This is a genomic window from Enterococcus sp. DJ147D b, assembly GCF_058216655.1.
Map to the genome: position 1 here is coordinate 2,342,950 of NZ_CM177104.1, position 25,308 is coordinate 2,368,257.

General features: G+C 35.6%; 28 protein-coding genes and 1 other RNA gene. 8 read left to right on the forward strand and 21 right to left on the reverse strand.

The features are described 5' to 3' along the window. Window positions 1–23: 23 nt before the first annotated feature. The 4 genes from AC4BD1_RS11035 to AC4BD1_RS11050 are packed head-to-tail and all read right to left on the reverse strand — an operon-like array spanning window position 24 to window position 2,884. The gene (locus AC4BD1_RS11035; protein WP_490466523.1) at window positions 24–785 is read right to left on the reverse strand and encodes a 16S rRNA (uracil(1498)-N(3))-methyltransferase; all 762 of its coding nucleotides are present in this window, start codon (window positions 783–785) and stop codon (window positions 24–26) included. Continuing rightward, window positions 786–1,733 (reverse strand): 50S ribosomal protein L11 methyltransferase, encoded by a 948-nt coding sequence (gene prmA / locus AC4BD1_RS11040; protein ID WP_490466524.1) that lies wholly within the window; start codon window positions 1,731–1,733, stop codon window positions 786–788. 13 nt (window positions 1,734–1,746) lie between these two features. Then, a complete protein-coding gene (locus AC4BD1_RS11045; protein ID WP_490485615.1) occupies window positions 1,747–2,238 on the reverse strand; it encodes a DUF3013 family protein in 492 nt (163 codons plus the stop codon). Further along, window positions 2,225–2,884 carry a DNA-3-methyladenine glycosylase gene (locus tag AC4BD1_RS11050; protein WP_490466525.1) on the reverse strand — a complete coding sequence of 220 codons (660 nt, stop codon included), beginning with the start codon at window positions 2,882–2,884 and terminating at the stop codon, window positions 2,225–2,227. Before AC4BD1_RS11050 ends, AC4BD1_RS11045 begins: the two co-directional genes overlap by 14 nt. A 138-nt stretch (window positions 2,885–3,022) precedes the next feature. Here AC4BD1_RS11050 and AC4BD1_RS11055 point away from each other — a divergent pair, with 138 nt between their 5' ends. The 4 genes from AC4BD1_RS11055 to AC4BD1_RS11070 all read left to right on the forward strand — a co-directional run bounded on the left by AC4BD1_RS11055 (window position 3,023) and on the right by AC4BD1_RS11070 (window position 5,487). Then, window positions 3,023–4,309, forward strand: coding sequence for a replication-associated recombination protein A (locus AC4BD1_RS11055; RefSeq protein WP_490485616.1), 1,287 nt, complete (start codon window positions 3,023–3,025; stop codon window positions 4,307–4,309). A 64-nt stretch (window positions 4,310–4,373) separates the two neighbouring features. Continuing rightward, window positions 4,374–4,568, forward strand: a non-coding RNA gene (gene ssrS / locus AC4BD1_RS11060) — 6S RNA. A gap of 81 nt (window positions 4,569–4,649) precedes the next feature. Then, entirely contained in the window at window positions 4,650–4,934 is a 285-nt protein-coding gene (locus tag AC4BD1_RS11065) for a hypothetical protein (RefSeq protein ID WP_206910309.1), read from the forward strand. Window positions 4,935–5,010: 76 nt separating this feature from the next. Further along, window positions 5,011–5,487 (forward strand): universal stress protein, encoded by a 477-nt coding sequence (locus tag AC4BD1_RS11070; protein ID WP_206910310.1) that lies wholly within the window; start codon window positions 5,011–5,013, stop codon window positions 5,485–5,487. A 134-nt stretch (window positions 5,488–5,621) separates the two neighbouring features. Here AC4BD1_RS11070 and AC4BD1_RS11075 read toward each other — a convergent pair whose 3' ends face one another. The 10 genes from AC4BD1_RS11075 to comGA form a co-directional block, all read right to left on the reverse strand. Further along, window positions 5,622–6,263: a uridine kinase family protein gene (locus tag AC4BD1_RS11075; protein ID WP_206910311.1), complete on the reverse strand. Its 642-nt coding sequence runs from the start codon at window positions 6,261–6,263 to the stop codon at window positions 5,622–5,624. A gap of 177 nt (window positions 6,264–6,440) precedes the next feature. Then, window positions 6,441–7,625 carry an acetate/propionate family kinase gene (locus tag AC4BD1_RS11080; protein ID WP_206910312.1) on the reverse strand — a complete coding sequence of 395 codons (1,185 nt, stop codon included), beginning with the start codon at window positions 7,623–7,625 and terminating at the stop codon, window positions 6,441–6,443. A gap of 25 nt (window positions 7,626–7,650) precedes the next feature. Further along, on the reverse strand, window positions 7,651–8,658 hold the full coding sequence (locus AC4BD1_RS11085; RefSeq protein ID WP_206910313.1) for a class I SAM-dependent methyltransferase: 1,008 nt from the start codon (window positions 8,656–8,658) through the stop codon (window positions 7,651–7,653). A 171-nt stretch (window positions 8,659–8,829) separates the two neighbouring features. Next, window positions 8,830–9,198 (reverse strand): competence type IV pilus minor pilin ComGG, encoded by a 369-nt coding sequence (gene comGG, locus AC4BD1_RS11090; protein WP_206910314.1) that lies wholly within the window; start codon window positions 9,196–9,198, stop codon window positions 8,830–8,832. Then, window positions 9,176–9,526 carry a competence type IV pilus minor pilin ComGF gene (gene comGF, locus AC4BD1_RS11095; RefSeq protein ID WP_490466527.1) on the reverse strand — a complete coding sequence of 117 codons (351 nt, stop codon included), beginning with the start codon at window positions 9,524–9,526 and terminating at the stop codon, window positions 9,176–9,178. The genes comGG and comGF overlap by 23 nt, the downstream gene beginning before the upstream one ends. 31 nt (window positions 9,527–9,557) lie before the next feature. After that, on the reverse strand, window positions 9,558–9,860 hold the full coding sequence (locus tag AC4BD1_RS11100) for a hypothetical protein (RefSeq protein ID WP_490466528.1): 303 nt from the start codon (window positions 9,858–9,860) through the stop codon (window positions 9,558–9,560). A 25-nt stretch (window positions 9,861–9,885) separates the two neighbouring features. Beyond that, window positions 9,886–10,338, reverse strand: a complete 453-nt coding sequence (comGD, locus tag AC4BD1_RS11105; protein ID WP_490485617.1) for a competence type IV pilus minor pilin ComGD — start codon at window positions 10,336–10,338, stop codon at window positions 9,886–9,888. Then, complete coding sequence (gene comGC, locus AC4BD1_RS11110; protein WP_206910343.1) at window positions 10,319–10,627, reverse strand: competence type IV pilus major pilin ComGC; 309 nt, start codon at window positions 10,625–10,627, stop codon at window positions 10,319–10,321. The genes comGD and comGC overlap by 20 nt, the downstream gene beginning before the upstream one ends. Beyond that, window positions 10,627–11,676 (reverse strand): competence type IV pilus assembly protein ComGB, encoded by a 1,050-nt coding sequence (gene comGB / locus AC4BD1_RS11115; protein WP_490467316.1) that lies wholly within the window; start codon window positions 11,674–11,676, stop codon window positions 10,627–10,629. The genes comGC and comGB overlap by 1 nt, the downstream gene beginning before the upstream one ends. Beyond that, window positions 11,621–12,622, reverse strand: a complete 1,002-nt coding sequence (gene comGA / locus AC4BD1_RS11120; protein ID WP_490466530.1) for a competence type IV pilus ATPase ComGA — start codon at window positions 12,620–12,622, stop codon at window positions 11,621–11,623. Before comGA ends, comGB begins: the two co-directional genes overlap by 56 nt. A 131-nt stretch (window positions 12,623–12,753) precedes the next feature. Between comGA and ade the strand changes: the two genes are divergently transcribed. After that, the gene (gene ade / locus AC4BD1_RS11125; RefSeq protein WP_206910322.1) at window positions 12,754–14,481 is read left to right on the forward strand and encodes an adenine deaminase; all 1,728 of its coding nucleotides are present in this window, start codon (window positions 12,754–12,756) and stop codon (window positions 14,479–14,481) included. A 124-nt stretch (window positions 14,482–14,605) separates the two neighbouring features. Here the strand turns inward: ade and trmB are convergent, their stop codons facing one another. The 4 genes from trmB to AC4BD1_RS11145 form a co-directional block, all read right to left on the reverse strand. Continuing rightward, window positions 14,606–15,256, reverse strand: a complete 651-nt coding sequence (gene trmB, locus AC4BD1_RS11130; protein WP_490466531.1) for a tRNA (guanosine(46)-N7)-methyltransferase TrmB — start codon at window positions 15,254–15,256, stop codon at window positions 14,606–14,608. A gap of 64 nt (window positions 15,257–15,320) precedes the next feature. Beyond that, window positions 15,321–16,103 carry a phosphotransferase family protein gene (locus tag AC4BD1_RS11135; protein WP_490486033.1) on the reverse strand — a complete coding sequence of 261 codons (783 nt, stop codon included), beginning with the start codon at window positions 16,101–16,103 and terminating at the stop codon, window positions 15,321–15,323. A 185-nt stretch (window positions 16,104–16,288) separates the two neighbouring features. Continuing rightward, window positions 16,289–17,500 (reverse strand): ABC transporter permease, encoded by a 1,212-nt coding sequence (locus AC4BD1_RS11140; RefSeq protein ID WP_206910325.1) that lies wholly within the window; start codon window positions 17,498–17,500, stop codon window positions 16,289–16,291. After that, on the reverse strand, window positions 17,493–18,230 hold the full coding sequence (locus AC4BD1_RS11145) for an ABC transporter ATP-binding protein (protein WP_206910327.1): 738 nt from the start codon (window positions 18,228–18,230) through the stop codon (window positions 17,493–17,495). The genes AC4BD1_RS11140 and AC4BD1_RS11145 overlap by 8 nt, the downstream gene beginning before the upstream one ends. A gap of 145 nt (window positions 18,231–18,375) precedes the next feature. On the opposite strand from AC4BD1_RS11145, the gene AC4BD1_RS11150 reads away from it, so the two are divergent. The 3 genes from AC4BD1_RS11150 to AC4BD1_RS11160 all read left to right on the forward strand — a co-directional run bounded on the left by AC4BD1_RS11150 (window position 18,376) and on the right by AC4BD1_RS11160 (window position 20,348). Next, entirely contained in the window at window positions 18,376–18,810 is a 435-nt protein-coding gene (locus AC4BD1_RS11150) for an HIT family protein (protein WP_206910329.1), read from the forward strand. Continuing rightward, window positions 18,803–19,153, forward strand: coding sequence for a YtxH domain-containing protein (locus tag AC4BD1_RS11155; RefSeq protein WP_206910331.1), 351 nt, complete (start codon window positions 18,803–18,805; stop codon window positions 19,151–19,153). The genes AC4BD1_RS11150 and AC4BD1_RS11155 overlap by 8 nt, the downstream gene beginning before the upstream one ends. A 184-nt stretch (window positions 19,154–19,337) precedes the next feature. Next, on the forward strand, window positions 19,338–20,348 hold the full coding sequence (locus tag AC4BD1_RS11160; RefSeq protein WP_206910333.1) for a peptidylprolyl isomerase: 1,011 nt from the start codon (window positions 19,338–19,340) through the stop codon (window positions 20,346–20,348). 81 nt (window positions 20,349–20,429) lie between these two features. On the opposite strand, the gene AC4BD1_RS11165 is transcribed toward AC4BD1_RS11160, so the two are convergent. From AC4BD1_RS11165 to AC4BD1_RS11175, 3 genes are read right to left on the reverse strand one after another with little or no spacing between them, the layout of a single operon-like run. Next, window positions 20,430–21,374 carry a 3'-5' exoribonuclease YhaM family protein gene (locus AC4BD1_RS11165; protein ID WP_206910336.1) on the reverse strand — a complete coding sequence of 315 codons (945 nt, stop codon included), beginning with the start codon at window positions 21,372–21,374 and terminating at the stop codon, window positions 20,430–20,432. Window position 21,375: 1 nt separating this feature from the next. Beyond that, complete coding sequence (locus tag AC4BD1_RS11170) at window positions 21,376–24,069, reverse strand: ATP-binding protein (RefSeq protein ID WP_490485618.1); 2,694 nt, start codon at window positions 24,067–24,069, stop codon at window positions 21,376–21,378. Beyond that, window positions 24,066–25,286, reverse strand: coding sequence for a metallophosphoesterase (locus AC4BD1_RS11175; protein WP_206910347.1), 1,221 nt, complete (start codon window positions 25,284–25,286; stop codon window positions 24,066–24,068). The genes AC4BD1_RS11170 and AC4BD1_RS11175 overlap by 4 nt, the downstream gene beginning before the upstream one ends. Between the last annotated feature and the right edge of the window lie 22 nt (window positions 25,287–25,308).

Genomic DNA, 25,308 nt, shown 5'->3' on the forward strand with positions numbered 1-25,308 from the left:
ATAATCGTACACGAATGGACTCCCTATTCCTGTTCACCTAGTAATTCCCATTGATAGCTCGCGGCACTCAATAGATATAATGGTGCTGTTTCTGTTCGCAAAATTCTTGGACCTAAGCCACAAAGGATTGCGCCTTCTGCAGATAGTTTTGCTACTTCATCTGGCGTCAACCCACCTTCTGGTCCAAAAATTGCCAAAATACGTTGTCCTGAACCCGATTTTTGTAAGGCTTGTGCTAAGTTTGCTAATTCGCCTTGCTTAGCTGACTCTTCGTAGGCAACTAGCACATGATCATAAGTAGAAATTTTTTGATAGAACTCATTGACTGTACTTAACAATTCTACTTGTGGCACTACTTGACGATGTGATTGCTCTGCAGCTTCTTGAGCAATTTTTGTTAAACGTTGTTGCCGTTTATTCCGTTTTTTTTCATCCCATTTAACAACCGACGTCTTTGCCGGAAACCCAAGAAATGCGTGTGCTCCAAGTTCCGTTCCTTTTTGCACAATCCAGTCTAATTTTTCACCTTTTGGATACCCACTTGCAATGGTAATCATACTTGGCAACTCTTTTTGCCCTTGTTCTTTCATTACCTCTTTTAATTCAACCTCATTTTCTGTAATAGCAATAATTTCAGCAATGATAGCCACTTGGTCACTAAAAGCTAAGTAAACGCGGTCTTCTAGCGTCATACGCATAACTCGAGTTATATGATGATACGGCTCTCCGGTTAATACAAAACGATCTTTTTGCTGATATGGTTCCTCCAAAAAATAACGTTGCATTTAGTCCACCTCAGGTTTTTTCAAAATAATTGCATACCAATCTTTTTGTTGGAAAATTTGATCAACTACAAATCCTTGTGCCTCCATGGCATCAATAACCATTTGCTTTTTATCTTCAATAATTCCAGAGACAACCAACGTTCCTGTTTGCTTTAATAAACGCCATGCATCAGGAATCATCAATAAAATAATATCAGCTAAAATGTTGGCAACAATTACATCACTTTCGATCTCTATCCCATTCAATAGATCATTTGCAGAAACATGGACATCTTTAGCAATTTCATTCATATCCATATTTTCTTTTGCTGAACGGACAGCTACTTCATCAAGATCGTATGCATAAACATCTTTTGCACCTAAATATTTGGCAGCAATACTTAACACGCCTGAACCTGTACCAACATCTAGTACCGTCTCACCACCACGCAGAACAGATTCTAATGCTTCCAAAGTCAGTAATGTTGTTGGATGTGTTCCTGTTCCAAAAGCCATACCTGGATCTAAGGTAATAATTTTTTCCATTGGATCTTGTGTCGTATAATTTTCCCAGCTTGGAGCAACCGTCAACATTCTCGTAATGCGAACAGGATGATAGTATTTTTTCCAAGCCGTTGCCCAGTTACTCTCCTCTACTTCACTAGCCGTTACAATATTTTTCCCAATGGCCAAGCCAAACTCAGGTAATTGTGTCACACGGTCTTTGATAAAAGGTAAGATTTCTGGTAAGAAAATTGTTTCTGGAAAATATGCCATAACCAATGCGCCTTCAGTTAATGAAGTAAAATCAGCCTTATCTAAGATTTCACCATATTGGTCTGATTTAAAATTCTCAACGTCAAGCGCATCTTCGATAGCCACGCCGCTGGCTCCTGCTTCCATTAAAATATTGGCAACAGCTTCAACTGCTTCACTTGCTGTCTCTACTTTTACTTCGTTCCATTTCATCGCTATCGACTCCTTAATAACTTGGATATGGTAAATAAGTTGTTGTATTTTGTTCTTGCTGTTTCTTTTCAACGAACTGTGCGAACTGTTGATTGTCCCAATGTAATTCAAAAATCGTATCTTCATCGTCTGCATCTAAAAAGTCCAACAAATCGCTTTGTCCTTGATCCAATACATCCTTCAAATAATCAATCATTGCATCTACAACTGCTTTTTCCAACCCTTTTTTACCTTCATAAGGAATAACTGCTAAATAGTCCTCTTCATCAAATGAAGATTTTTGTGGATTAAATAGTAAAATACCGTCCTCAAATTCAATGATTTTTTCTTCAGAAACAACACCTTTTGCATCATCGATTTCTAAATGTGCTTTGTTTTCCGCAAACAAGCGCACAACTATTTCAATCGTATGGTTCTTTGTATCCCAATCTAATGCGACGTCATAAGTAGCAATGTTTTTTTCAATGGACTCATCCAAATAACTTAATAAATTATTTTTTTTCATCTTCGTTCCTCCATCCCCAATCTTCTTGATCGATCAGGCGCTTTTTTTGTAAAGAAATATATGGATTGCCTGAAACAATGTAGCGCAACGGCATATCCGTCCACTCTCCCTTATTTGGAATACCAATTCGTGGCAGAGCAATAATTTTTTTTGGTTCCTTACGTTTTTCAAAGTCTAGCCGTAGTGTACTTTCGCTATCCATAATTGATTGACCATAAAGTTCTGGACCAATTGCTAATGCTTTTACTAACTTACCTGGGCCGTTACTGATTTCTGGCCCCACTTTTCCTCCACGATTCTGGCTCATTTGTTCAATACCAGCAGCTGGTTGAACAGCTCGAATCATCACACCTTGAGGGACGCCTTCTGGTTGAGTAATAATGTTTAATATCCGATGTGTATGCATCGTATAGAGATAGATTGTTCCAGCCTTTTGATACATCGCACGCACCCTTGGCGTATCTCGCATTCCATAACTGTGGGCAGCTTGGTCATCTGGTCCAAGATAAGCTTCAGCGTCAACAATATAACCAGCTAATTTCCCTAGCGGCGTTACATGTTCTAAATACATTCCTAATAAATTTTTCGCAATTTCTGGCGTTGTTTTATTTTCAAAAAAATTTTCGATTTTCTTTTTCTCTGTCATTTTTTCCACCTACTTTATCATACACAATATTTCCGTTACATGCCATGAAAACAAAACGTTTCTTCTATGTTCTTTCCGCCAGTTTTTTACAAACTATGCTATAATAAACGAACGAAAAATTGAAAGGGAGGTCACTTCATGCAACAACCTTTAGCTTATCGAATGCGTCCTCGCACAATCGATGAAGTCGTTGGACAACAGCAACTAGTCGGTGAAGGAAAAATCATTCGCCGAATGGTTGACGCGCGAATGTTGTCATCAATGATTCTATATGGACCACCTGGCACCGGAAAAACCAGTATTGCTAGTGCCATTGCTGGTTCTACAAACTATGCCTTTCGTACGTTGAACGCCGCAACTGATTCAAAAAAAGATTTACAAGTTGTAGCTGAAGAAGCCAAAATGAGCGGGACAGTCATTTTGTTACTTGATGAAGTTCATCGACTAGATAAAACAAAACAAGATTTTCTTTTGCCTCATCTTGAAAGTGGACGTATCATTTTAATTGGCGCAACGACTGAAAATCCTTATATCACCATTAATCCTGCGATTCGTAGTCGAACACAAATTTTTGAAGTCAAACCCTTAAATGAGACAGATATACAATCAGCAATTCAAACAGCTTTACTTGATAAAGAACGTGGACTTGGAGAATTACCGATTCAACTTGATGAAGACGCCTTGCTTCATTTATCACGAGCAACAAATGGAGACTTGCGAAGTGCGTTAAACGGCCTTGAACTAGCAGCACGATCAACTAAACCGATAGAAGATGGGCTTATCCACCTCACCTTAGCAATCATTGAAGAATGTGTACAAAGAAAAGCATTAACTCATGATAAAAATGGAGACGCTCATTACGACGTCATCTCTGCTTTCCAAAAATCGATTCGTGGCAGCGATGTGGACGCAGCCCTGCACTATCTAGCACGTTTAGTGGAAGCTGGTGATCTTGCAAGTATTTGTCGACGTCTAATGGTCATTGGCTACGAGGACATCGGTCTAGGAAATCCCGCAGCAGCAGCCCGCACTGTTAACGCTGTTCTTGCAGCAGAACGTCTAGGATTACCCGAAGCACGAATTCCTTTAGCAGATGTTGTGGTTGATCTTTGTTTGTCCCCTAAATCTAATTCTGCTTATACTGCACTAGATGCTGCCATTGCAGATATCCGAGCAGGCAAAGCCGGTGAGGTCCCAGATCATTTGCGTGACAGCCATTACCAAGGTGCGAAAAAATTAAAACGCGGACTTGATTATCAGTATCCCCACAACTTTGAACACGCTTGGGTCAATCAACAATATTTACCAGACAAATTAAAAAATGAAAACTATTATCAACCAAAAGAAACTGGAAAATATGAACAAGCCTTAAAGCAACAATATGAACGAATTCAAAATTGGAAAAAGCATTCCCCTCAAAAATAAAACGGTTTCTTTCCAAGGAGCACTCCCGTTGCTCTTTTTAAATTCCTATGCTACTATAGAGATGGGAAATCTGTGATGTTCGAATTGTCCTCTTTGTGTGTTGACCGAACATTTTTATTGATATCTTGGGACCTGTCTTGTGTCACTGCTGGTAACATGCCTTATCATTTGGTAGTTCAAAGCTTCGACCGTGGGACCCACCTGCTAGAATTTGCGGGATCAATACTACAGGACAAACAACGGCATTAACGGAGATTACCTTTTGTTTAAGAATGAAGCAATTTGCTTTTAGCAAATTGCTTTTTCTATTTTTATTCTGATTTTTTTGGGGGAACGCTTCATGATTCGTGTGTTGATATCTATTGCAACCATACTACTGGTCTTTGTTAGCTATTATTTATTCAAGAAACAATCTATTTTCTTCGTTTTAATTGAACCATCTGAAAAGAACCAAGCCTTTTTGCAGTTTTCAGGTGTTGTCTATGCCTTTCTTGCTGCATTAGGTTTACTCGTCATCTTTTTTAATCAAAGAATGCTTGCCTTTTTATTCTTAATAGTTGTTATTCTAGCTTCAACTATTTTCAGTATTTCATTTGCTAAAAAAATATCGTCCACTAAGCAGTAAAATAATTTTCTTTTTTTGCAAAGTGCTTTACAATAAGGATAGGAAAAGAACTGATCTTTGAAGGGAGCGAACACTTATGTTACAACAATATAAAAAAATCATGGTTGCCGTCGACGGCTCTGCCGAAGCGGAATTAGCTTTTAAAAAAGCGGTCAACGTTGCAAAACGTAATAACGGAGAACTTTTACTAGCACATGTTATTGATACTCGTGCATTTCAAACTGTTTCTTCATTTGATGGAATGTTAGCTGAACAAGCAACAGAGATGGCTAAACAAACACTAGCTGACTACGAAAAGAGTGCAAAAGAAGCTGGGCTAGAAAAAGTTTCGACTATTGTGGAATATGGTTCACCAAAACCAATCATTGCCAAAGAAATTCCTGATGACAATGATATTGATTTGATTTTATTAGGTGCAACTGGGCTAAACGCTGTAGAACGTTTATTCATTGGTTCAGTTTCTGAGTATGTGATTCGTAATGCAAATTGCGACGTCCTTGTCGTACGTACAGATTTAGAAAACCAACTACCAACAGGTGACGACGAAGAGTAATTTAATTAAAAATCCCCGCCAATCATCATGTATGATTGGCGGGGATTTTTTTTTAAGTTTTAAAATACCTATTACAAGATGCATTGGACAAAACAAGCTTATTTTTCATTATAAGAACCCTTATAATAAGTAAACTACTTTATACTAGGATGATTATAATCGTTATTATCGATAATCAAATCAGCGGTTTCTTTTACATGATTTTGTTCAAGGTGTCGTTGGTAAACTGGAATATAACGTGTACGATATTTGTCCATAATCCATTCGCCGACTTTCGGTACATCCCTTTCTCTTCCCCTTCGCATAACTTCTTCCAGTGACACCTCTAAAAAGATTTTGTAGTCAATAAATGGAAGTAACTTCTCTCTAAATAAAAGCGATCCTTCTAAAAGCACAATTGTATGCTCATCAATATTAATCGGCAAATCATCAACATAGGTAGCTAATACCCAATCAAGACCTTTGATTGTCTTGTTAAATACACCTTCTTGCTTCAAAGGAATCAAAAGTTCATTCAAAAGTTTTTGACTATTGAAAGCATGATAAAAGGCATCCACTTCACTACTTTTTTCTTCAGACCATTTGATCAAGGGAAGCGGTTTATGAAAGCTATCATAATGAATGACTTGTACATCATAACCATTATTTTTAAGATAAGTGGCTAATTGTGTTGTAAAGTTCGTTTTTCCTGAAGCATAACTGCCATCGATTCCTATGACACTTGGTTTCTTTAACTTTTGGATTTCTTCTTCAATCACATCATAAATCGGATACAATCGGTTCGCTCCCTCCCTGCTTTATTCGTTTTAACTATATTGAATGACGGACAACAATTGACTTGTAGATAGTTGCTTCCATGCCTATTAGCTTCCATCTTTGGGATAAACATTTTGTATTTCAGAATTATGTAAAAAGAATGCCAAACTTAAGTTTGGCATTCTTTTAAAATTTTATTATCCGCGTAAACGTTCCACATCGCGAGCAATCATTAATTCTTCATCCGTTGGAATAACCAGTAGTTTTACTTTAGATTCTGGTGTTGAAATTTCCACTTCTTCACCACGAATGCTATTCAATTCGGGATCTACTTCACACCCAAACCAAGTCATTCCTTTAATAATCTCACTGCGTACGTGCGCATCATTTTCACCAATTCCAGCGGTAAACACAATTGCATCGACGCCATTCATAGTAGTTACATAACCACCAATGTATTTACGAATACGATCAACAAAAATATCATAAGCTAACCGGATATGCTCTTTTTCATAATTTTTCTCAAGATCACGCATATCGCTTGATAAGCCTGTTAAGCCTAATAAACCAGATTCTTTGTTTAAAACTGTAATCATTTCATCAATTGTCAGATCCAATTTATCCATTAAGTATGGTAAAACAGCTGGATCTAAATCACCTGAACGAGTCCCCATCGTTACTCCTGCTAACGGTGTGAATCCCATTGACGTATCTACTGATTTTCCACCATCAACAGCGGTGATTGAAACACCATTACCCAAATGACAAGTAATGATCTTTAAGTCTTCAATTGGTTTGTTTAATAAACTAGCTGCACGTTCTGAAACATATCGATGACTTGTACCATGAAAACCATATTTTCTTACTTTAAAGTCCTCATAGTAAGAAGTTGGTAGACTATACAAGTAGTTATGTTTTGGCATAGTTGCATGGAAAGATGTGTCAAATACTGCAACACTGATGATATCAGGCAAGATTTTTTTGAATGCCTTGATTCCCATCAAGTTTGCTGGGTTGTGTAATGGGGCAAATTCTGCCAATTCTGCAATTCGTTCCATTACCTCGTCCGTCACGACAACAGAGTCACTATACGTTTCTCCACCATGAACAACACGATGTCCAACACCTGTGATTTCGTCATAAGAACTCAAGATTGTTAATTCAATCAATTGGTCTAATAACATTCTAACAGCTATGTCGTGGTCAGCGATATCCAAAATTTGTTCGAACTTTTGATTGTCACCGTATTTAATTGTAAAAATAGAGTCGCTTAAGCCGATACGCTCAACGATTCCCTTGGCGATAACTGTTTCTTCAGGCATTTGATATAATTGCCATTTTAAACTTGAACTTCCAGCATTGATTGCAATTGTTTTAGACATAGTACTCTCCTTCTATTTTGAATGATTACAGAGCAGATGATTTCCAATCTTCAAATTCTTTAAAGAATTCTGTCACCTTCTCTGGTTCTTTAAGTGAAGCAAGTTTAACAAGTAATACTTCTTTGACTTGTTTTGCTTGCGGACCTTTTTTCTGTAAAATTAAAATACTTTTTTGTGATTCTTTTTTGCGGAATAATTCATCTGGCAACTGAACCATTCCTTGAAGATAGCCTTCTTCTTTAAACCATTTTTTGATCATTTCACTTTGATCAGTTTCTAGGAAATTACTTGGAATCAAGAACAATCCGAAGCCATCTGGTTTTACATACTTCATTGATTGTTCTAACAATAAATGATGTGCATAACTATGACCTTCATCTGCACTTGTCAAAAATTCGCTGGCTTTCTGATCATTCGGATAGTAACCAATGGGTAAATCACTGATAGCAAAATCTACAGGATCAACCAGTAAATCTTGTAACCCATCTTGATGAAAGTACTGAACGTTTGCTTGTGTCAATTCACTTGTCGATGCAGCCACAGACAACAATGTATCATCAATATCGACACCAAATCCTTCAACTTGATAGTTAGCAATTTTCAAATTTAAAAGAACTGTTAGTAGTAGATTACCCATTCCAGCCGAAATATCTAAAATTTTAACCGGTTCTTTTTTATTTGTGAACAACTGTTCAATCAAGAAAACAAATAAATATCCAATGCTATCTGGCGTAAGCTGATGATTAGCTTGCAACCGTTCTGTTTGACTACCTTTTAATAAAAGTAGTTGTGATAGACGACGCCATTCCTCTGGTTCAAAAGACAACTTTTTCAACTCTTTATAAATCGTCTCAATTTGTTGGACAACTTCTGGCGTTGGCACGCCATCGACTACCCGAACTTGATAATCGTCATTTAAATTTTCAGCATTCTCGACATAAGCCTCTAAAAAGGAAGTTCCCAATGCATTTTGAAGCAATTGAATTGCTTCAAGGTTTTGATTAAACCCTTGCTCCATTTTTTCTGGTAACATGGTGCACCTCATTTCTAGATATATTATAACAATTTTTTCACCTGTTTAATTCTATCGGACAATCACAAAAATTTCAATCGTTTTCACTGTTTTTTTGTTTGTGAAACGACAAACATTCTTCTGCTAAAACAGTGATATAACAGAAAAGAGGACGTTTTCATGATTATACCTTTATTCTGTACTACTAACTGTATCATTCTGTATCGTTTCTGTAAAATAAAAGTCAAATACATCAACCGAAATTTCAAATTTCATCTTCTGATTTTCAATCGCATATTTAACTACTCCCGTATTATAGATACATTTTCCGTTCTGTGCTATGTTTTCCTCTTGCACAAATTCCGATAGGCAAAGTTCCTTCATAGTTTGTGCTATGTAAAAGAACTTTGTCCGCTGATTAAAGTCAACTGTTAATCGATAGGTATCAACCACTGTTGCTAATAAAAAGCTACACAACAAGAATAATAATAAAGTAGAAAATAAAATATTTCCCTTAAAGCCTGTTTTCATTTGTTGGTCACGGCTTTGCCCATTTACCATACCCACGTTCTCCATTTTCAAATTTAACTTCAAGTATGACTTCATTGTCCCTCTCCTCAAAACTAAACTCGTCAACATTCATTAGCATTGGTTGATGTCCACCAGCAGTTTGTCTTTTTCGAACAATTGATTGATACTGCTCAATAATATACGTTTTATTTTCTATAACATAGCGAAATTGTTTTCTTTGTATATCCGACAATGTGCTACCTGCAACTTCATTTTCAAATTGTGTCAAAAAAATCAACCATTCTTTCTGATCCTTCCTTTGTAAATACTGATCTAACTGATCTGCACGTCGAATAATCAAAGTAACTGTTAGTATCACCCCACTAAAAACAAGAAAGGATATCAAGCACTCAATCAGAGTAAAGCTTGGATACTTCTGGTTTTTTTTCAATTTCCAATACGCCCTTTCGCTTAACTTCTATTCGAATTTTTTGAATGGCACGCTGATTTGTTTGAAGAACAACTTTACTTTTTATTGGTTGGTCCCGAGCAACTTGTTTCAATCCTTCATGTAGTCGGTATTTTCGTGCTTCTTCATAAATGATACGTGCCAGCTGGACTTCTTGATTGCTCTTTTTTTCTTGCTCTAATAAAAATGTCTGATGTGCACTGACACCATAGACGATTATTAAGACCAACCCCAGTGCTGTCATTGTTTCTAATAATATGTAACCAGACTTATTCGATTTTTTTAGTATAATGACCACTTCCCAACTGGAATTGATATGTAATTTTTTGTTTTTTCTTTGGCCAGTAAAACTGATAAGTTTTTAGTGAACTGTCATTTACCGTTCGACCAGCAAAAATCACTGTTCCATAACGTTGTATTTTTAAATTTTCTGGAATTTTTAGATACGTCCAATCAAATTTAGTGTATTTAGGTACACCAAAGTAAACTTTTTGCTGATCATCAGTTAAATGTATTCGAGTCGCTTGCTGACTGACAATTGCAATCTTCTGCGCTGCATAAATTCGTTTTTCAAATTGACTGAAAAATTGATGTATTGCTATATCTTTTTGTAAATGTTCAAACGAAAAAATAGGAACTGTCACGAAGAACAACGTAATTAAAAAAACGAATAAGGTTTCCACTAAAGTAAACCCTGAATATTTATTTTTTATTATAGACATCTGCGTGTTCTTGTTTGATATAGCCTTCTGCAAGCAGCTCATCAATAGTCGGGACTTTCCCATTATTTTGTAAAGCGTACAATTCTTTTTGCGTATCAACTAACTGGATCACCGCTGCTTGACTTTCTTCATCTACATGATTTTTATATTTTGAAAGATTTGGTACAAATAATAAAATTAACACACTGATAATCAATAAAACAATCAACATTTCAATCAAAGTAAAAGCTTGTACTTTTCTCAAGGGTTTTCCCTTAATTTGTTCATTCTTACTAATATTTTCTATCATCATGAAATAACCTCCTCAAGATTTCCATAAATGGGTAACAAAACCGCTGCATAAATCATAAGTATCAAGCAAGCAATCACTAAAAAAAGCACCGGCTGAATCCAATTTAACCATCGATTTAACCGTTCAAAAAAAAGTTGGCGTGTGTAATTACTATAAAATAATAATTCTTTCCCTAAATTTCCCTTTAACTCTCCTTGCTGAATGATTGTGCTAAACTCTTCCGTTAAAAAAGAGTATTTTTCAAATTGACTTGCTAATGCACTTCCTTTTTCTAATTCATCTGCCATTTGTAAAGCTAATTGTTGCATCAAACTACCTGTTTTTGTTTCTTTCAGACACAAAACTACTTGTTTCAGCTCAAGTCCTTCGCTAAAAAGTTTCCCTAATTCCAACGAAAAATAAGCAGACTGATACAACGCATAAACTGGTCCTAAAATTTTCAATTGACTAATCCACTGACTTCGCCGTAATGAATTTCCCTTCCGATCAAAAAAACGAATAGCTCCATATAAGACGCTTAGCAACAATAAGATGCCTAACACATACCAGTGAAATGTTTGAATTAACTGAATTCCCCAATGATTTTGTGGAACCATTTCTGAGATTAACAATTGTGGCAAAACAATTTGGCGCATACTAAACAAAATACCAATCAAAAATAGCGAAAGTAACAAGGGATAGCTTAGCAATTTTTGCAACTCTTTTTGAAATGCACCCATTCGTTGAAACTGACCGGCTATGTTTTCCAATGTAGCTATTAAGTTCCCATGTGTTTCAGCCAATTCAATCTGTACAAGATAAGTTTTGTTAAACCCACAGTAAGCTAGTATCTTTGTAAATGAGCCACCAGCACTCACTATTTTTTGGACTTCTTCTAGTAGTTCAATTGGAAATAACTTCAACTTAATTACTAACTGCAATGCTTCTTGTAAACTGAAACCATTGCTCAGTAAATCAGCAATAATTTGAATAAACTGTTGTTGTTGTTTTTTATTCAATTTCTTCAAATGGATAAGACCTCCAATCGTTTCTTTCGGCTTGAAGATAACTCGTTTGCCAGCACTTTTCTCGGACTACTTTAAGTTTAGCTTCTTTATCGCTCCATTTAGCTGATTCTTCCCGTATTTTTTCAAAAAACTGATAACTCCATAACACAGCAGAAGATTGTTCTTTATCTGGTAATATTTCTTGATAAACAATCCCTTTTAAACAGTCTGACAATGCTTGGTGGTGACCAATCAATTCTTCTATTCTTGGCAAAATACCTGCTAACTCTCTGGCATGAATAGTGGCAAATACTCGATGCCCAGTCAATGCCGCACGTAAAGTCATTTGAGCAGTTAGCGCATCTCTTATCTCTCCAACAATCAATAAGTCTGGCCGATGACGTAAAGAGAGCTTTAATAGTTCTTCATAATTTTGGTGGATTTTCTCGTTGACTTGTAGCTGTAAAAACGTTGATTCTTCCAATTCCACAGGATCTTCCACAGTAATGATTTGTTCTGAGTTTTTCTGAGCCAAACGATACATCAAAGAGGTTTTTCCTGATCCAACTGGTCCACTAAATAGATATAAGCCACGTGTCCCAGTATGCCGATGTAATTCTCCTAGATCGTCTAAAGAAAAACAGCGGAAATGCTGATCACCAAGCGGATAAAGCAACCGTATCACCAAAGTTTCTCGCTGCTGATAGTCCCCTACAGATGAAAGTCTTAGACGAATCTCTTCTTCGACACTTGAATTTCCGCACCTATAAGTCAATGCGCCAGATTGTACTTTTCTTTTTTCCCCAATATCCATTTGCCCTAAGTATTTGAATCTGGAAATCAATTGTTGACCTATCTCTTTTGAAAAATTCCGTCTTAATGTTCGGTTTTTACCTTTACGCTCAAGAAGCTGATAACCTTCTTTTTTTGGTAAAATATAAACATCTTCTATTCTTCTTTTGTAGGCTTCTGTAATGATTTCATCTGAAATTTTCTTAATATCCATTATCCTCCCCTCCAACAAAAACATACGCGTTTATCAATTTTTTATCGTGGATTTTGATAATTTCATAAAAAATGTTGGCTAAATCCGAATTTGTGTTATACTATTAAAAATTTATCTTAGGAGGCGCCACTTTGGAATCATTGCTAAAAAAACATCTTTTAGTTGCGAGCAAACAACAACCAGCAGATTTAGTTATCAAGAATGCTAAAATCGTCAATGTCTTCACCAGAAAAATCATGTCAAATACTCTTGCTATCTGTGATGGAAAAGTCGTCGGGATCGGCGAATATGAAGGAAAACAAACGTACGATGCAAATAATCAGTACTTAGTGCCAGGGTTTATTGATGGACATGTTCATATCGAAAGCTCTCTGCTTTGTCCACAAGAATTTGCTAAAATTTCTGTATTACATGGTGTAACAACAGTTGTAACAGATCCTCATGAGATTGGAAATGTTGCTGGTAGTACGGGTTTAAAGTTTATGCTGGAAGATGCTCAAAATGCACCTATGAATATTTTTTTCATGCTTCCTTCATGTGTACCCGTTACACCTTTTGAAACAAATGGCGCTATCCTAGATGCCAAAACACTAGCTCCTTTTTTAGAAATGCCCGAAGTTCTTGGTCTTGCTGAAGTAATGAACTACCAAGCAGTCGCAAATGCTGAAACAGAAATTTTAGATAAACTTCAATTAATGATTGATCATCACAAAAAAATTGATGGACACGCAGCTGGAATTACTGGTGAGGGGTTAAATGTCTATCCTGTTGCTGGAATTCGTACCGATCACGAAGCCACAACTGCAAAAGAAGCGAGAGAAAGACTTGATTTGGGTATGTATTTGATGATTCGTGAAGGAACTGTTGCAAAAGATTTAGCCGCTCTCTTTCCAGCTATTACTCCAGAAAATTCTCGGCGTTGCTTCTTTGTCACAGATGATAAATTAATTGACGACTTAGTGAGTGAGGGTTCGATTGATTATATCGTCCGTAAGGTGATTGAATTAGGTATGGATCCATTACAAGCAATCCAAATGGCATCTCTAAATGCAGCGGAATGTTTCGGTCTATCCACGCTTGGAGCAATTGCGCCAGGTTATCAAGCTGACTTTTTCTTAACAGATGATCTTGAAACCTTACCAATTCGAGAAGTGTTTCATAATGGTGAACAACTCGTAACGAACGGAAAACTCATCGATACAACCAGTGAACTACCAAAAAATTCTCTGATGGAAGACTTACCGGACATGACAGTGGCATCTTTGACAAATGATTCTTTAAAGCTGTCTTTAAGTTCAAATAAAGCGCATATCATCGAGATTATCCCTAACAGCTTAATTACTAATGACTTATTCTCAGAAGTCACCGTTCAATCCGGGTTCTTTGTTCCTTCTATTGAAAAAGATTATTTGAAAATTGCTGTTATTGAACGACATAAAGGAACTGGAAATATTGGTCTTGGCATCGTCAAAGGGTTCAAACTAAAAGAAGGAGCCTTAGCAACTACGATTTCGCATGATTCTCATAATATTGTTGTCGTCGGAACAAACGATAAAGATATGCTTTTTGCTATAGAACAGTTAATCAAAAAAGGGGGTGGCATGATTGCTGTCAATCGTCAACAGGAACTGGCTAGTCTTCCCCTTAAAATTGGTGGATTGATGTCTCAAAAACCTTTTCTAGAGGTAAATCAAGAATTAACTAGCTTAACAACTGCCGCTCGTCAAATTGGTGCTAGTCAGCTATTTGATCCCTTTCTGACCTTGTCATTTTTGACTTTATCTGTTATTCCTGAACTAAAAATCACGGATATGGGACTCTTTTCATTTTCAAAATTCCAACTTATTCCACCATGCTAAGTAAAAGGAAGCTATGATAGAATTGTCCATCTTTAAATAATAAGATTATGAAAGAAGTACTACTTGGAAAATGTTTATTCAGAAAAAGGAGGTGTGACAAAATATTTGTCACACCTCCTTTTGATTATTGTGTTTTATCTTTAAATTGTGCTTCTACTCGATAGATACGTTGACCACGAGAAGAAAACTTTTCTTCATACTCAGTCATGATATTTCCTTCGAATGTACTCTCATGCAAATCAAGCCAGACTTGTTTGATTATCATGCCATATTGAGAAAAACTTGCCAAAGAATACTCAAATAATCCTTGATTATCTGTTTTAAAATGAATCTCACCCTCTGGTCGCAAGATCTGTTCATCCACCGCTAAAAAAGTTTTAAACGTCAAACGACGTTTCTCATGACGCTTTTTTGGCCATGGATCAGAAAAGTTCAAATAAATCTGATCGACTTCACTATCCGCAAAATACTCTGTCAGCGCTGAACCATCAACATGAAGTAATTTCAAATTAGGTAGCGGTTCTTCAATTAACTTATCTAGCGCCAGAGAAATAACACTGACTTGCATCTCCACACCAATGTAATTGATTTCTGGATGTGCCTTTGCCATTCCATTGATGAATTGACCTTTTCCCATTCCAATCTCTATATGGATTGGATGATCGTTACCAAAGAGCTCAGTCCATTGTCCTTTCCATTCAGTTGGATTACTAATAACAAACTCTGGATGCGCAGCTAACAATTCTGTTGCACCAGGACGATTTCTAACACGCATAATTCATAATTCCTTTCTCAAATAAAAAAGGTTGGCCAAATCTCTAAAGAGTTTGGGCTCAACCTCAGCCACTAAAAATTCGTTTTAATTGTAAAATTTCCTCATTCATTCGTCGGTCATCCCCTCGAAGGCAATAACGAGTGATTTCTTGCAATAAATTCATCACTGCATACCAGTGAAGCTTCTCAAGAACTTCATCAGTTGGGCGAATACCATAACTAATCAACCATTGATTCCAGTTTGAAAGCGGAACATAATTACCTAAAATCGTTCCAATATCAACTGCTGGATCAGCAAACATGATTGAGTCCCAATCAACTAAATATAAATAATTTTTACAAACTAACCAATTACGATGATTCACGTCTCCATGAACAACAGCAAACTCTTTTTTATCTGTATGAGGTACTTGCTGACTCAAAAATTGATGGACAAGTTGGATAAACTGATTTTTTTTTAATATTTCTGGGAGTTCTTGGTTGTATTTTTTCAACATCGTCTCAGGCGTAACGACACGACCACCTATTCGATTCAACATTGTTTTTAATGAGTCAGAATGATGCAAATGATATAGGACATCAATAACATCATTTCTTTGCCCAATTTCTGTAGTAGTCAATAAGCGACCATCCAGCCATTCTTGAGCTGTTAACGTATCTCCATTACCTGTTCTTTTTGTCCAAACAAGTTTAGGAGTAATTCCTTCTCGAGATAACGCAGCAAGCATGGGGGTTGTATTACGTTTGATGAAGACTTTATCTTCGTCACGCATGCCTATGTATGTTTTTCCTGTATCCCCTTTGATGGGCCGTAACCGCCACTCTTGGTCTAACTGAAACTCCATCATGCTTTCTCCCATCCTCTTAAACTCTTTCATTTGCAGTAATTATTATTCTAGTCGCCCCGACACATAACGTCAAGCACATATACGTTCTTTTTCAGCATTTTTTCATTCAAAAAACCAACTTTTCTAAAAAAGAAAAAAGAGAAAGATCAACGATATGACCTTTCTCACTTTAACTTGGACAATTATTAGTCTGACAGCTTCTTCAGACGTGTGGGAACGTACATTTTTACAAAAAGAAAAACAAAAACCAAATAAACCAGAATAGGAATCCAGCGTTCTACCCCAGACAAAACAAAAGCTGCAATCACTCCAAAAATAAGAGCTGCTAAACCTAATATGCCCAACAACAATTGCTGAATAGCTGTTTTTTTCTGTGTTTCTTTTATGGGATACAGTTGCACTAATACCATATAGCGAAACTGGCTATATAGCGGCAACAACTGGAAACCAATCAAATATAAAAACAATGAGCCAATAATCAAACTAAATGTTAAATCTGTTACACCTATAATCAGCAAACAACCAATCAACAGTAGTCTCAGATACAGACCACTAAAATCAGACCCACGAACAAATCGTCTAGTATATAAATAAAGATATGTTTGACTTTGGTTCCTTTTGATTTTATTCAATAGCGGGTCTAAGTAACGTCGGCGTTTTACCTTTGCTGAAATTTCTGGTACATCAGTAAACAAATTGATAAACTGATAAATTTGATGAAGACGATTTTCTTCCACTTGGATCATTTTTTCCCAGTCAATCTGTACCTCATTTTTTCGCCATAAATACCAATAATAAATACCAGCTTGTACTAATGCGGCCACTAAACCTAACCAAATGGACACATAGAACGTAAGTAGTAAAATGACAAAAGCTGAGACATACCATCCACTTTTAAACCAACGTAAAGCTTGATTAGAAAATCGAAAAAGTTCCGCTCGCTTTACTTGTAGATGACCCATTTTTAGGCAGACAAGCAAGATCAAATAGATCAAATACATTGAAAATGGCTGTCCGGTACTCACTACCACTAACGGCATTGCAAATCCACTAGCCAAAAATAAAACAAGGAATGGAAATAAACAAGAATATCGGAAAGCTTTGCTTAAATATACTCGCATTTCCTTTTCTTGTGGCAATAAAAAAACAATATCTGCTGCCTCGGCAAAAGTTGCAATTTTTCCTACTGCCAAGCTAAGTAACCAAAAAACTGAAACAATCAGTCCACCAAACTCAAAAGAAGGAGCTAAGCTTTTCAGCCAACTAGAATAATAAAAACCAATTCCTCCCACCAAAAAAAGACAAACTAACACAAAATGATCATTGAAAACATAGCGCATATACTTTAGCATTTTTTTTTGGTGTCTAGCTAAACGTTTTCGAAAAAAATCATTCATGTCCCTGCTCCTTCGTTAATGCGACATAAATCTCATCCAAGGATGAATCTGGAAGGTTAAATGATTCTCTTAACTCTTCCAGCGTGCCTTGTGCTCGAACCTCACCATTATGTAAAACCACAAAGCGATCACAGTATTTTTCAGCAGTCGCCAAAATATGAGTTGACATCAAAATCGCAGAACCACTTTTCTTCATTTCAACCATCAATTCTAACAACGCATTGATTGCTAAAGGATCAAGACCCAAAAAAGGTTCATCAATGATATATAGCGAGGGTTCAATTAAAAAAGCACATAAAATCATGACTTTTTGTTTCATTCCTTTTGAAAAGTTAGCAGGAAACCAGTCTAAACGTTTTTCTAATCGAAACGTCTCCAACAATTTTTCTGCTCGCTTCATCGCTACTTCTAGGGGGATACCGTAAGCCATAGCTGTCACTTCAATATGTTCTCGTAAAGTCAGCTCTTCATATAATGAAGGTGTTTCTGGAATGTATCCAATTTGTTTTCGATACTTTTCAATATCACTTTTCAATGTTAAACCATCGATTTCGATTTTCCCTTTAGTTGCTTCTAGCAACCCAATGATGTGTTTAATCGTTGTACTTTTACCTGCACCATTTAATCCAATCAAGCCCACCATTTCGCCTGAATGTACTTCAAAACTTATATCTTTTAACACAGGAAGATGTCCATATCCTCCCGTCACGTGTTCAATCGTTAAACTCATTTCTTTTCCTCCATTGATCTTGTTTACTCGCTTCTTTATTATACCATGAAGAAAATGTTGACAATTTGTTTTTTTCCTTACAACAATCAGAACTTATGGTAAAGTTAACTTAGCCAAAATATTCTTAGCAGAAAGGATGTCTCGTATGGAAAACTGTATTTTTTGCAAAATTATCAACCAAGAAATTCCTAGCTATAAAATTTATGAGGATGACAAAGTGTATGCGTTTTTGGATTTGTCACAAGCAACTAAAGGTCATACCTTAGTTGTACCAAAACGGCACGTTTCTGATATATTTGATTATGACCAAGAATTAGCTGGTGCCGTCTTTTCGCGCGTGCCAAAAATTGCTCGTGGTCTAGAAAAAGCATTTCCTGATATGAAAGGTTTAAATATTTTGAATAACAATCGTGAGTTAGCATACCAATCTGTCTTTCACTCACATATTCATCTGGTACCGCGTTACGCAACAACAGATGATTTTTCAATCCACTTTGGTAATCATCAAGCAGATTACTCAGCAAGTGAACTGGCAACCATCCAAGAAACCATTGAAACGCAGGTGAATGACATTGATTAAACAATTTCTGAAAGGTCTCGTATTTGGTTCAGCTGTAGGCGCTGTAGGTGGACTTCTTTTTGCTCCAAGAAGTGGTAATGATACTCGAAAAAAATTGATTGACGAATTAGATGAAGCTGCTGATTTAACGCTAGATCTAAATAATAGTCTCAACCACTTTAAAGAGGCCTTAGCCGAAACAAAAGAAACTGCAGCTACACTCATTCCGGAGTTCCAAGACTCTATTCAAAAAGATGTACAGGAGTTTAAATTTCAAGCAGAACCAAGAATTACTCAGATTCAAGAACAAGTAGAAAAAATTTCTACCAACTTACCTGAACTTCCTGAAGAAAATCTTCACTAATTGAGTTAAAACACGACGATTATGCATTTTAACCCGTTTTTTTGTCATATTCTCGTAATGAATATGATTAAAACATGAATTTTCTTTGAAACTATTCATTAGAAGCTTTTTTTTAGGAATTAGAATATGGTATAGTTGTAGATGTGAACAACTAAATATAAAAAAACAGGAGTGCAAAACTAAAATGAAAAGAAAAAAAATAATTTTAGCAGCGACTAGTGCTTTAGCTGTCTTAACGCTAGCTGCTTGTTCTAATGGTACAAACAAAGATATCGCTACAATGAAGGGTGGAACTATCACTGTTTCTGACTTCTATGATGAAGCAAAATTAGAATCATCTAACCAAACTTTGGTTCAAAGAATGATTATTTACAAAGTATTTAATAACAAATATGGCGATAAAGTAACAGATAAAAAAGTTGACGCTGAATACAAAAAACAAGCAGAATCATTAGGTGACGGGTTTGAATCTCAATTGAAAGCTGCCGGTTATACAGAAGATTCTTACAAAGACTATATCCGCAATAACCTAGCACTTGAAGCTGGTTTAAAAGCACATGTTGATATTACAAATGATGACTTAAAAACTGCTTGGGCTTCTTTCCATCCAGAAGTAGAAGCACAAATCATCAAACTTTCAAGTGAAGACGATGCGAAAAGCGTGAAAGAAAAAGCTGATAAAGGTGATGACTTCACTAAATTAGCAAAAGATAACTCAACTGATACAACAACTAAAGATGACGGTGGAAAAATCAAATTTGATTCTGAAACAACAACTGTCCCTAACGAAGTAAAAGAAGCCGCTTTTAAATTGAAAAATGGCGAAATTTCTGACGTGATTTCCGCTACTAATGCTTCAACTTATGCAACTGATTATTACGTTGTAAAAATGGTTAAGACTTCTTCTAAAGGCGATGACATGGATAAATACAAAGATGAATTAAAAGAAATCGCTACTCAAACAAAATTGAACGATAGTGCATTTACAACAAAAGTTATCGGTGAAGTCTTAAAAGATGCTAATGTGAAAATCAAAGATGATGCTTTTGAAAGTGTCTTGAGTGCATTCACTACATCTTCTTCAGGTTCAGAAGCAACATCTGATTCTGAAAAATCAACTAACTCTTCAGCTACAGAAAAATCAACTGAAGCAACTGATAGTTCAGAAACAGCGACTACAGACTCTTCAAAATAAATTTTATGACTAAAAAGAAGTAAAGCAGACTCCTCTTCATGAGTCGCTTTACTTCTTTTTTAGTTTATTTAAACACACTAGTCAGATATCTTTTGGTACATAAAAACTGCGATTATCCATACCAAAAATTCGATCTGTATATTTTCCAGGTTCTGTTTGACGAATAGAAGTCAACATCATTTGCATTGACGCATCGATGTTATCGATTTGATGTAAAACCTCAGCTTCCATAATTCTTGGTCGCACTGGTGATCCGTATTCCAAAAGACCATGATGTGCTAGAACCATATGTCTTAACACTAAAACATCTTCATCTTCTTCACTGATTTTCAACGCAATACAAGCTTTAGTAATTTCTTCATCTACGAGAACCAAATGTCCCACTAAATTGCCAGCTAGAGTGTACTCAGTTGACATTGGACCAGATAATTCAATAACTTTACCCAAATCATGTAAAATAATTCCAGCATACAATAATGCGCGATTGATCTCTGGGTATTCATTTGCAATTGCTTTTCCTAAGTGAAGCATCGTCAACGTATGATAAGCTAGTCCACTAGCAAATGCATGATGATTTCTTTTTGCCGCTGGATACTCGAAAAATTGTTTTTGATATTTATTTAATAAATAACGTACAATACGATTCCAATGTGCATTCGTAATCTCAAACAATAATTGATTGATTTCCTCTTCCATTTCTTCTTTTTTTATTGGTGCTCGTTCCATATAAAGACTTGGTTCACTAGGTTCATCAATTTTTGTCAAACGCATGTGGATAATTTTTACTTGAGGATTTCCTTGATATACTTCTCTTTTACCGCTCAAAAAAACAACAGTTCCTGCAGTAAATTTGCTAATTTCCTCCTCGGAAGCGTCCCAATATTTCCCATCAATTGTTCCCGAAGTATCTTGAAAAGTAAATGCAATAAATTTTTTACCATTTTTTGCCATTCTTACGTCAGCATTTTTTATCAAGACAAATAATTCAAACTGTTCATCAATGATTAATTCACGAATTTTTTTCATTCTATGCTCCTTCTAGCCATTTCACAGATTGTTGTAACTCTTGATAATAGCTTAACATTTCTTTGTCAGAAGAAAAACAAATTATCTGATACTTTTTACCAAACTCTGCTAAAAGTTTTGCTAAGTAATACTTTCTGTGCGAATCATAGTGTAACCAACCATCGTCAATAATTACTGGACAAAGCGCTCGATTTGCTTCCAAAGAAAGATAAGCAAATCGCATTGCCATGATTAATTGATCTTTGGTTCCTGTAGATAGCTCATAAATAGGAAATTCTGTCTTTCCATCTGTGAGAGTCAATAAATCTTCTTTTAATAAAATTCTTTGATACTTGTGGTCGGTTAGTAATCCCAAATAATAAGTAGCCTCTTTTAACAACTGCGGTAATTGCCGCTCACTCATTTCAGTCGATAAATCACCTAAAAAAGTACCAGCAATTTCATATGCTCCCCACTCCACCATCAAATGTTCTAATTCTGCCTTCTGGCGGCTTTCTTCTTGGTATAGTTCATCAAGTGTACCATCTTTTTGTAATTCTTCAACTTGAATATTTAAACGTTGTTGTTGTTCACTTGCAGCTTTTTCTTCCAACTGTAGTTGTCGTTGTAATTGATCTAAACGAAGGCTTTCTTGTTCTAAAAATGAGCGTGTCATTTTTTCAGGAAATAATGGTGTGAGTATTTTACTTAGTTCAGCAAGTCTTTCTTGTTTTTGGATTGTCTCATGTGCTTTTTGCAAAAAGAATGGTACTTCAGATGGATACGTAAGTTGTGCCTCGTTAAGTTGTTGTGCATACTCTTGGAGCCATGCTTTTTGCTTCTTCTTCAATTGATTAATTTCTTGCGTGAGTAATGTATTTTGCTGGTAGCTACGAGCAAATTTCATTTGTTCCATTTCTTGAACAAATTGTGCCAGTAATGCCATTTTTTCAGAAATATGCTTGTCTTGAACAGGTAGCCATTCTTGAACAATATCAAATTTTCGTTCTAAGAATAGCAACTTCTCTTGAATTTCTCTTTCTCTTTTTTGCTTTCGCTCATAAATAGCACAAAGTCGTTGATAGTCCATAACTTCTTGGCCGTATTCTTTCATTAACTCAACTGTATTTAGTTGGTTTAGACACCATTGATCAACAAAATACTGTACTTGTTGATTAAACTGTTGTTTCATTTGTTGATTTTGTTTCCTATTTTCTTCTACTTCTGCGATTTGTGCAGATGCAACATCTAATTGTCCTAGTTTTTCTTGCCACATTCCTTTGACTTCTAAAGAATTATTTTTGCTATTATTTTCTTGATGCAAGAAATAACTTCCTATAATCCCAGCTCCACTGAGCAAGAAAATAATTTTCCAAGGAAGAGGGAAAAATAATCCTAAGGCTATAACTATCCCACCTGCAATTATATAAGGAATACTATTTCGTTTTTCCTCCTTCTCCTGCTGATTCTGTAAAAGAAAGGGATAGCGTGCTTCCAACTGACTGATTTCTGCATCAATCAATTCCTGCTGTTCTTTTGCAACTTGTAATCGAATTGTCAATTGTCGGTCTTCTTCTAAAAATTGTTGATTTTGTGAAAATAACGTTTTCCATTCGGAACTTTGTTGAAATTCTACTGGTTGATTTTGTCTTTGCCAACCCCAACGCTGTTCTAAAATCTTTAACTCTGCTTCTGTTTCGCGTGTTTCTACCTGAAGTCTTTGCCATTCATTAACTAACTGCTCAACTTGAGCCTGTTCTTTTAAAAGATTTTTTAATTCCGTTTCTTGTTCTAAGAAAAAATAGTATTGCGCTGATTGCAGATCCATCCCGCTATGTTTTTCTAAAGTTGCTTCTAGTTCTTCCAAACGTTCACTCATTTGTTGATATCTGTTAGAAAACTCTTGTAGATCTGTCATTAGTTGCTCATTTGGTAATTCATTAAGTGTCTTTTCTTGTAATTCTTGCCATTCCTCGTAAAGTGAGAAATTGATTTTTTGCTGGTTTAAATGCAATAATTTTTCATTATTCTTTGATATTTCTTGTCTTAATTTATCTTGCTCTTTTTTTGCGGCTTGCTCTTGCATCACAAGCTGACTAAAAAAATCTTCTTGTGCTTGTTTTTGATGAATTTTTTCTTGTAAACTTTTCCAATTATTTAACTTTTGGTTGATAAGTAATTTTTGTCCTTTTTTCTTATATAAATTTTGAGCCTGATTATAATACTCTTGTCTTTTTTTAAAAACTTGTGAACTTCCAGTAATTCCTAATGATATCAACATATCATGTAATTCTTTTTCTCTAAGATGATCTAATTCTGATAACTGCTCTTGCTGAAAAGTAAACACCTGTTGAAATAATTCTCTAGTTAATGGTGAAATCAACTGAGCTAATAATGTTTCACTTCCTATTTGTTCGCCAAAAACAACTTTTGCCTTTCCACGATTCTGCTGCTTATAACGTTCAACCATGAATTCACCATGGATTGGATGTTCTAACCAGATACGACCACCATAAGCCGCTCCATCTTTTGGTGTATAATCTTTCTTTTTTCTTCCTTTTGATGGAAAACCAAAGAGAATTGCCTGTATAAACTGATAAACAGTTGATTTACCTGCTTCATTCTCGCCATAAATCAATTGATTACCTGAAGAAAAATCAAAATTCTTTTGGCGCCATTTTCCAAAAGCATTAATTTCAATCCGTAAAATTTTCATTCATTATCCTCCTCGAATTGAAAATCCTGATTGATTAATTCTTGTGCAGCTATTAATGTTTCACTCTGATAATCAGGTAACTCATTCAATAATTTTATTGCTCCTGGATGGCTATACAATTCACTTAAAATTTGTTTGAAATCTTGAGACGTTTGATAGCTTTCAAATAATTGATGTTTCAAATTTTTTGAGACAGTTAGAATTGTCTGTTTCTGAGCAGTATTCTTCATAAGAGAGATACGCCATATAAAAAAATTTGATGTATATTTGCTTAATTCTCCAATCAAATATTCTAATACCTCACCAGAATTAATTCGCTCTACAAAATCTATTCCTAAATGTTCATAATTAGTAATCTCTAGCTCAACTAGATGAAATTTATTATTAGGGACTTCCAGTTGTCGTTGAACCATTGAGAAAATCTCATTAGTTGTACGAATATGTTCAAAAGAAATTTTTTGACGATACCAATATACCTCTGCTACCTCTATAGGAATAGTTTGATACGCACTTTTTTTCAACTCTACTAATGAAACAGAAATTGAGGTCTGTTCCTTTCTCGTGTGTCCTTGAGGTGCGCCAGGATACACTATTCTCCCGTTAGTACTAAGGACAGTTGGAACATGGATATGACCTAACGCCCAATAATCATAATTTTTTTCTTGCATTTGATTAGAACTAAATGGCGCATAATTACCATGATCTCTTGTGCCCAATTCCCCGTGATACATTCCAATGTGATAATCTACATTTGCTCGAGAGGGAAACTCTAATACTTTTTCTTGTTGTATCCATGGATGACAATAGCTAAAAGCACTGATAGCAACTTTTTCTCCAGAATTCAGTTTAAATTCATTTGTTTTTACTTCTTCGTTCACAAACAAATGAACATTTTCAGGAAAATCAAACCAATATCTTTCTTTCTGGTAATAGTCATGGTTTCCAAAAATCATGTACACAGAAATGTTTAGTTTATTTAAACGTTCCATTTGTTCAAAAAAGTACTTTTGTGTTTTAAGCGAAGGTTTATTTTGATGAAAAGTATCTCCAGCAAATAAAACAAAGTCAACTTCATGGAACACCGCTTGATCTACAATATTTTTTAGAACCATTTGATTTGCCTGTAATAATTTTTTTTGCACACGTTTGTCAAATGGAATTGAGCCTTCAAAAGACCTATCTACATGTAAATCAGCTGCATGGATAAATTTCACTATCAAATTCCCTCCTTTTTTTCTT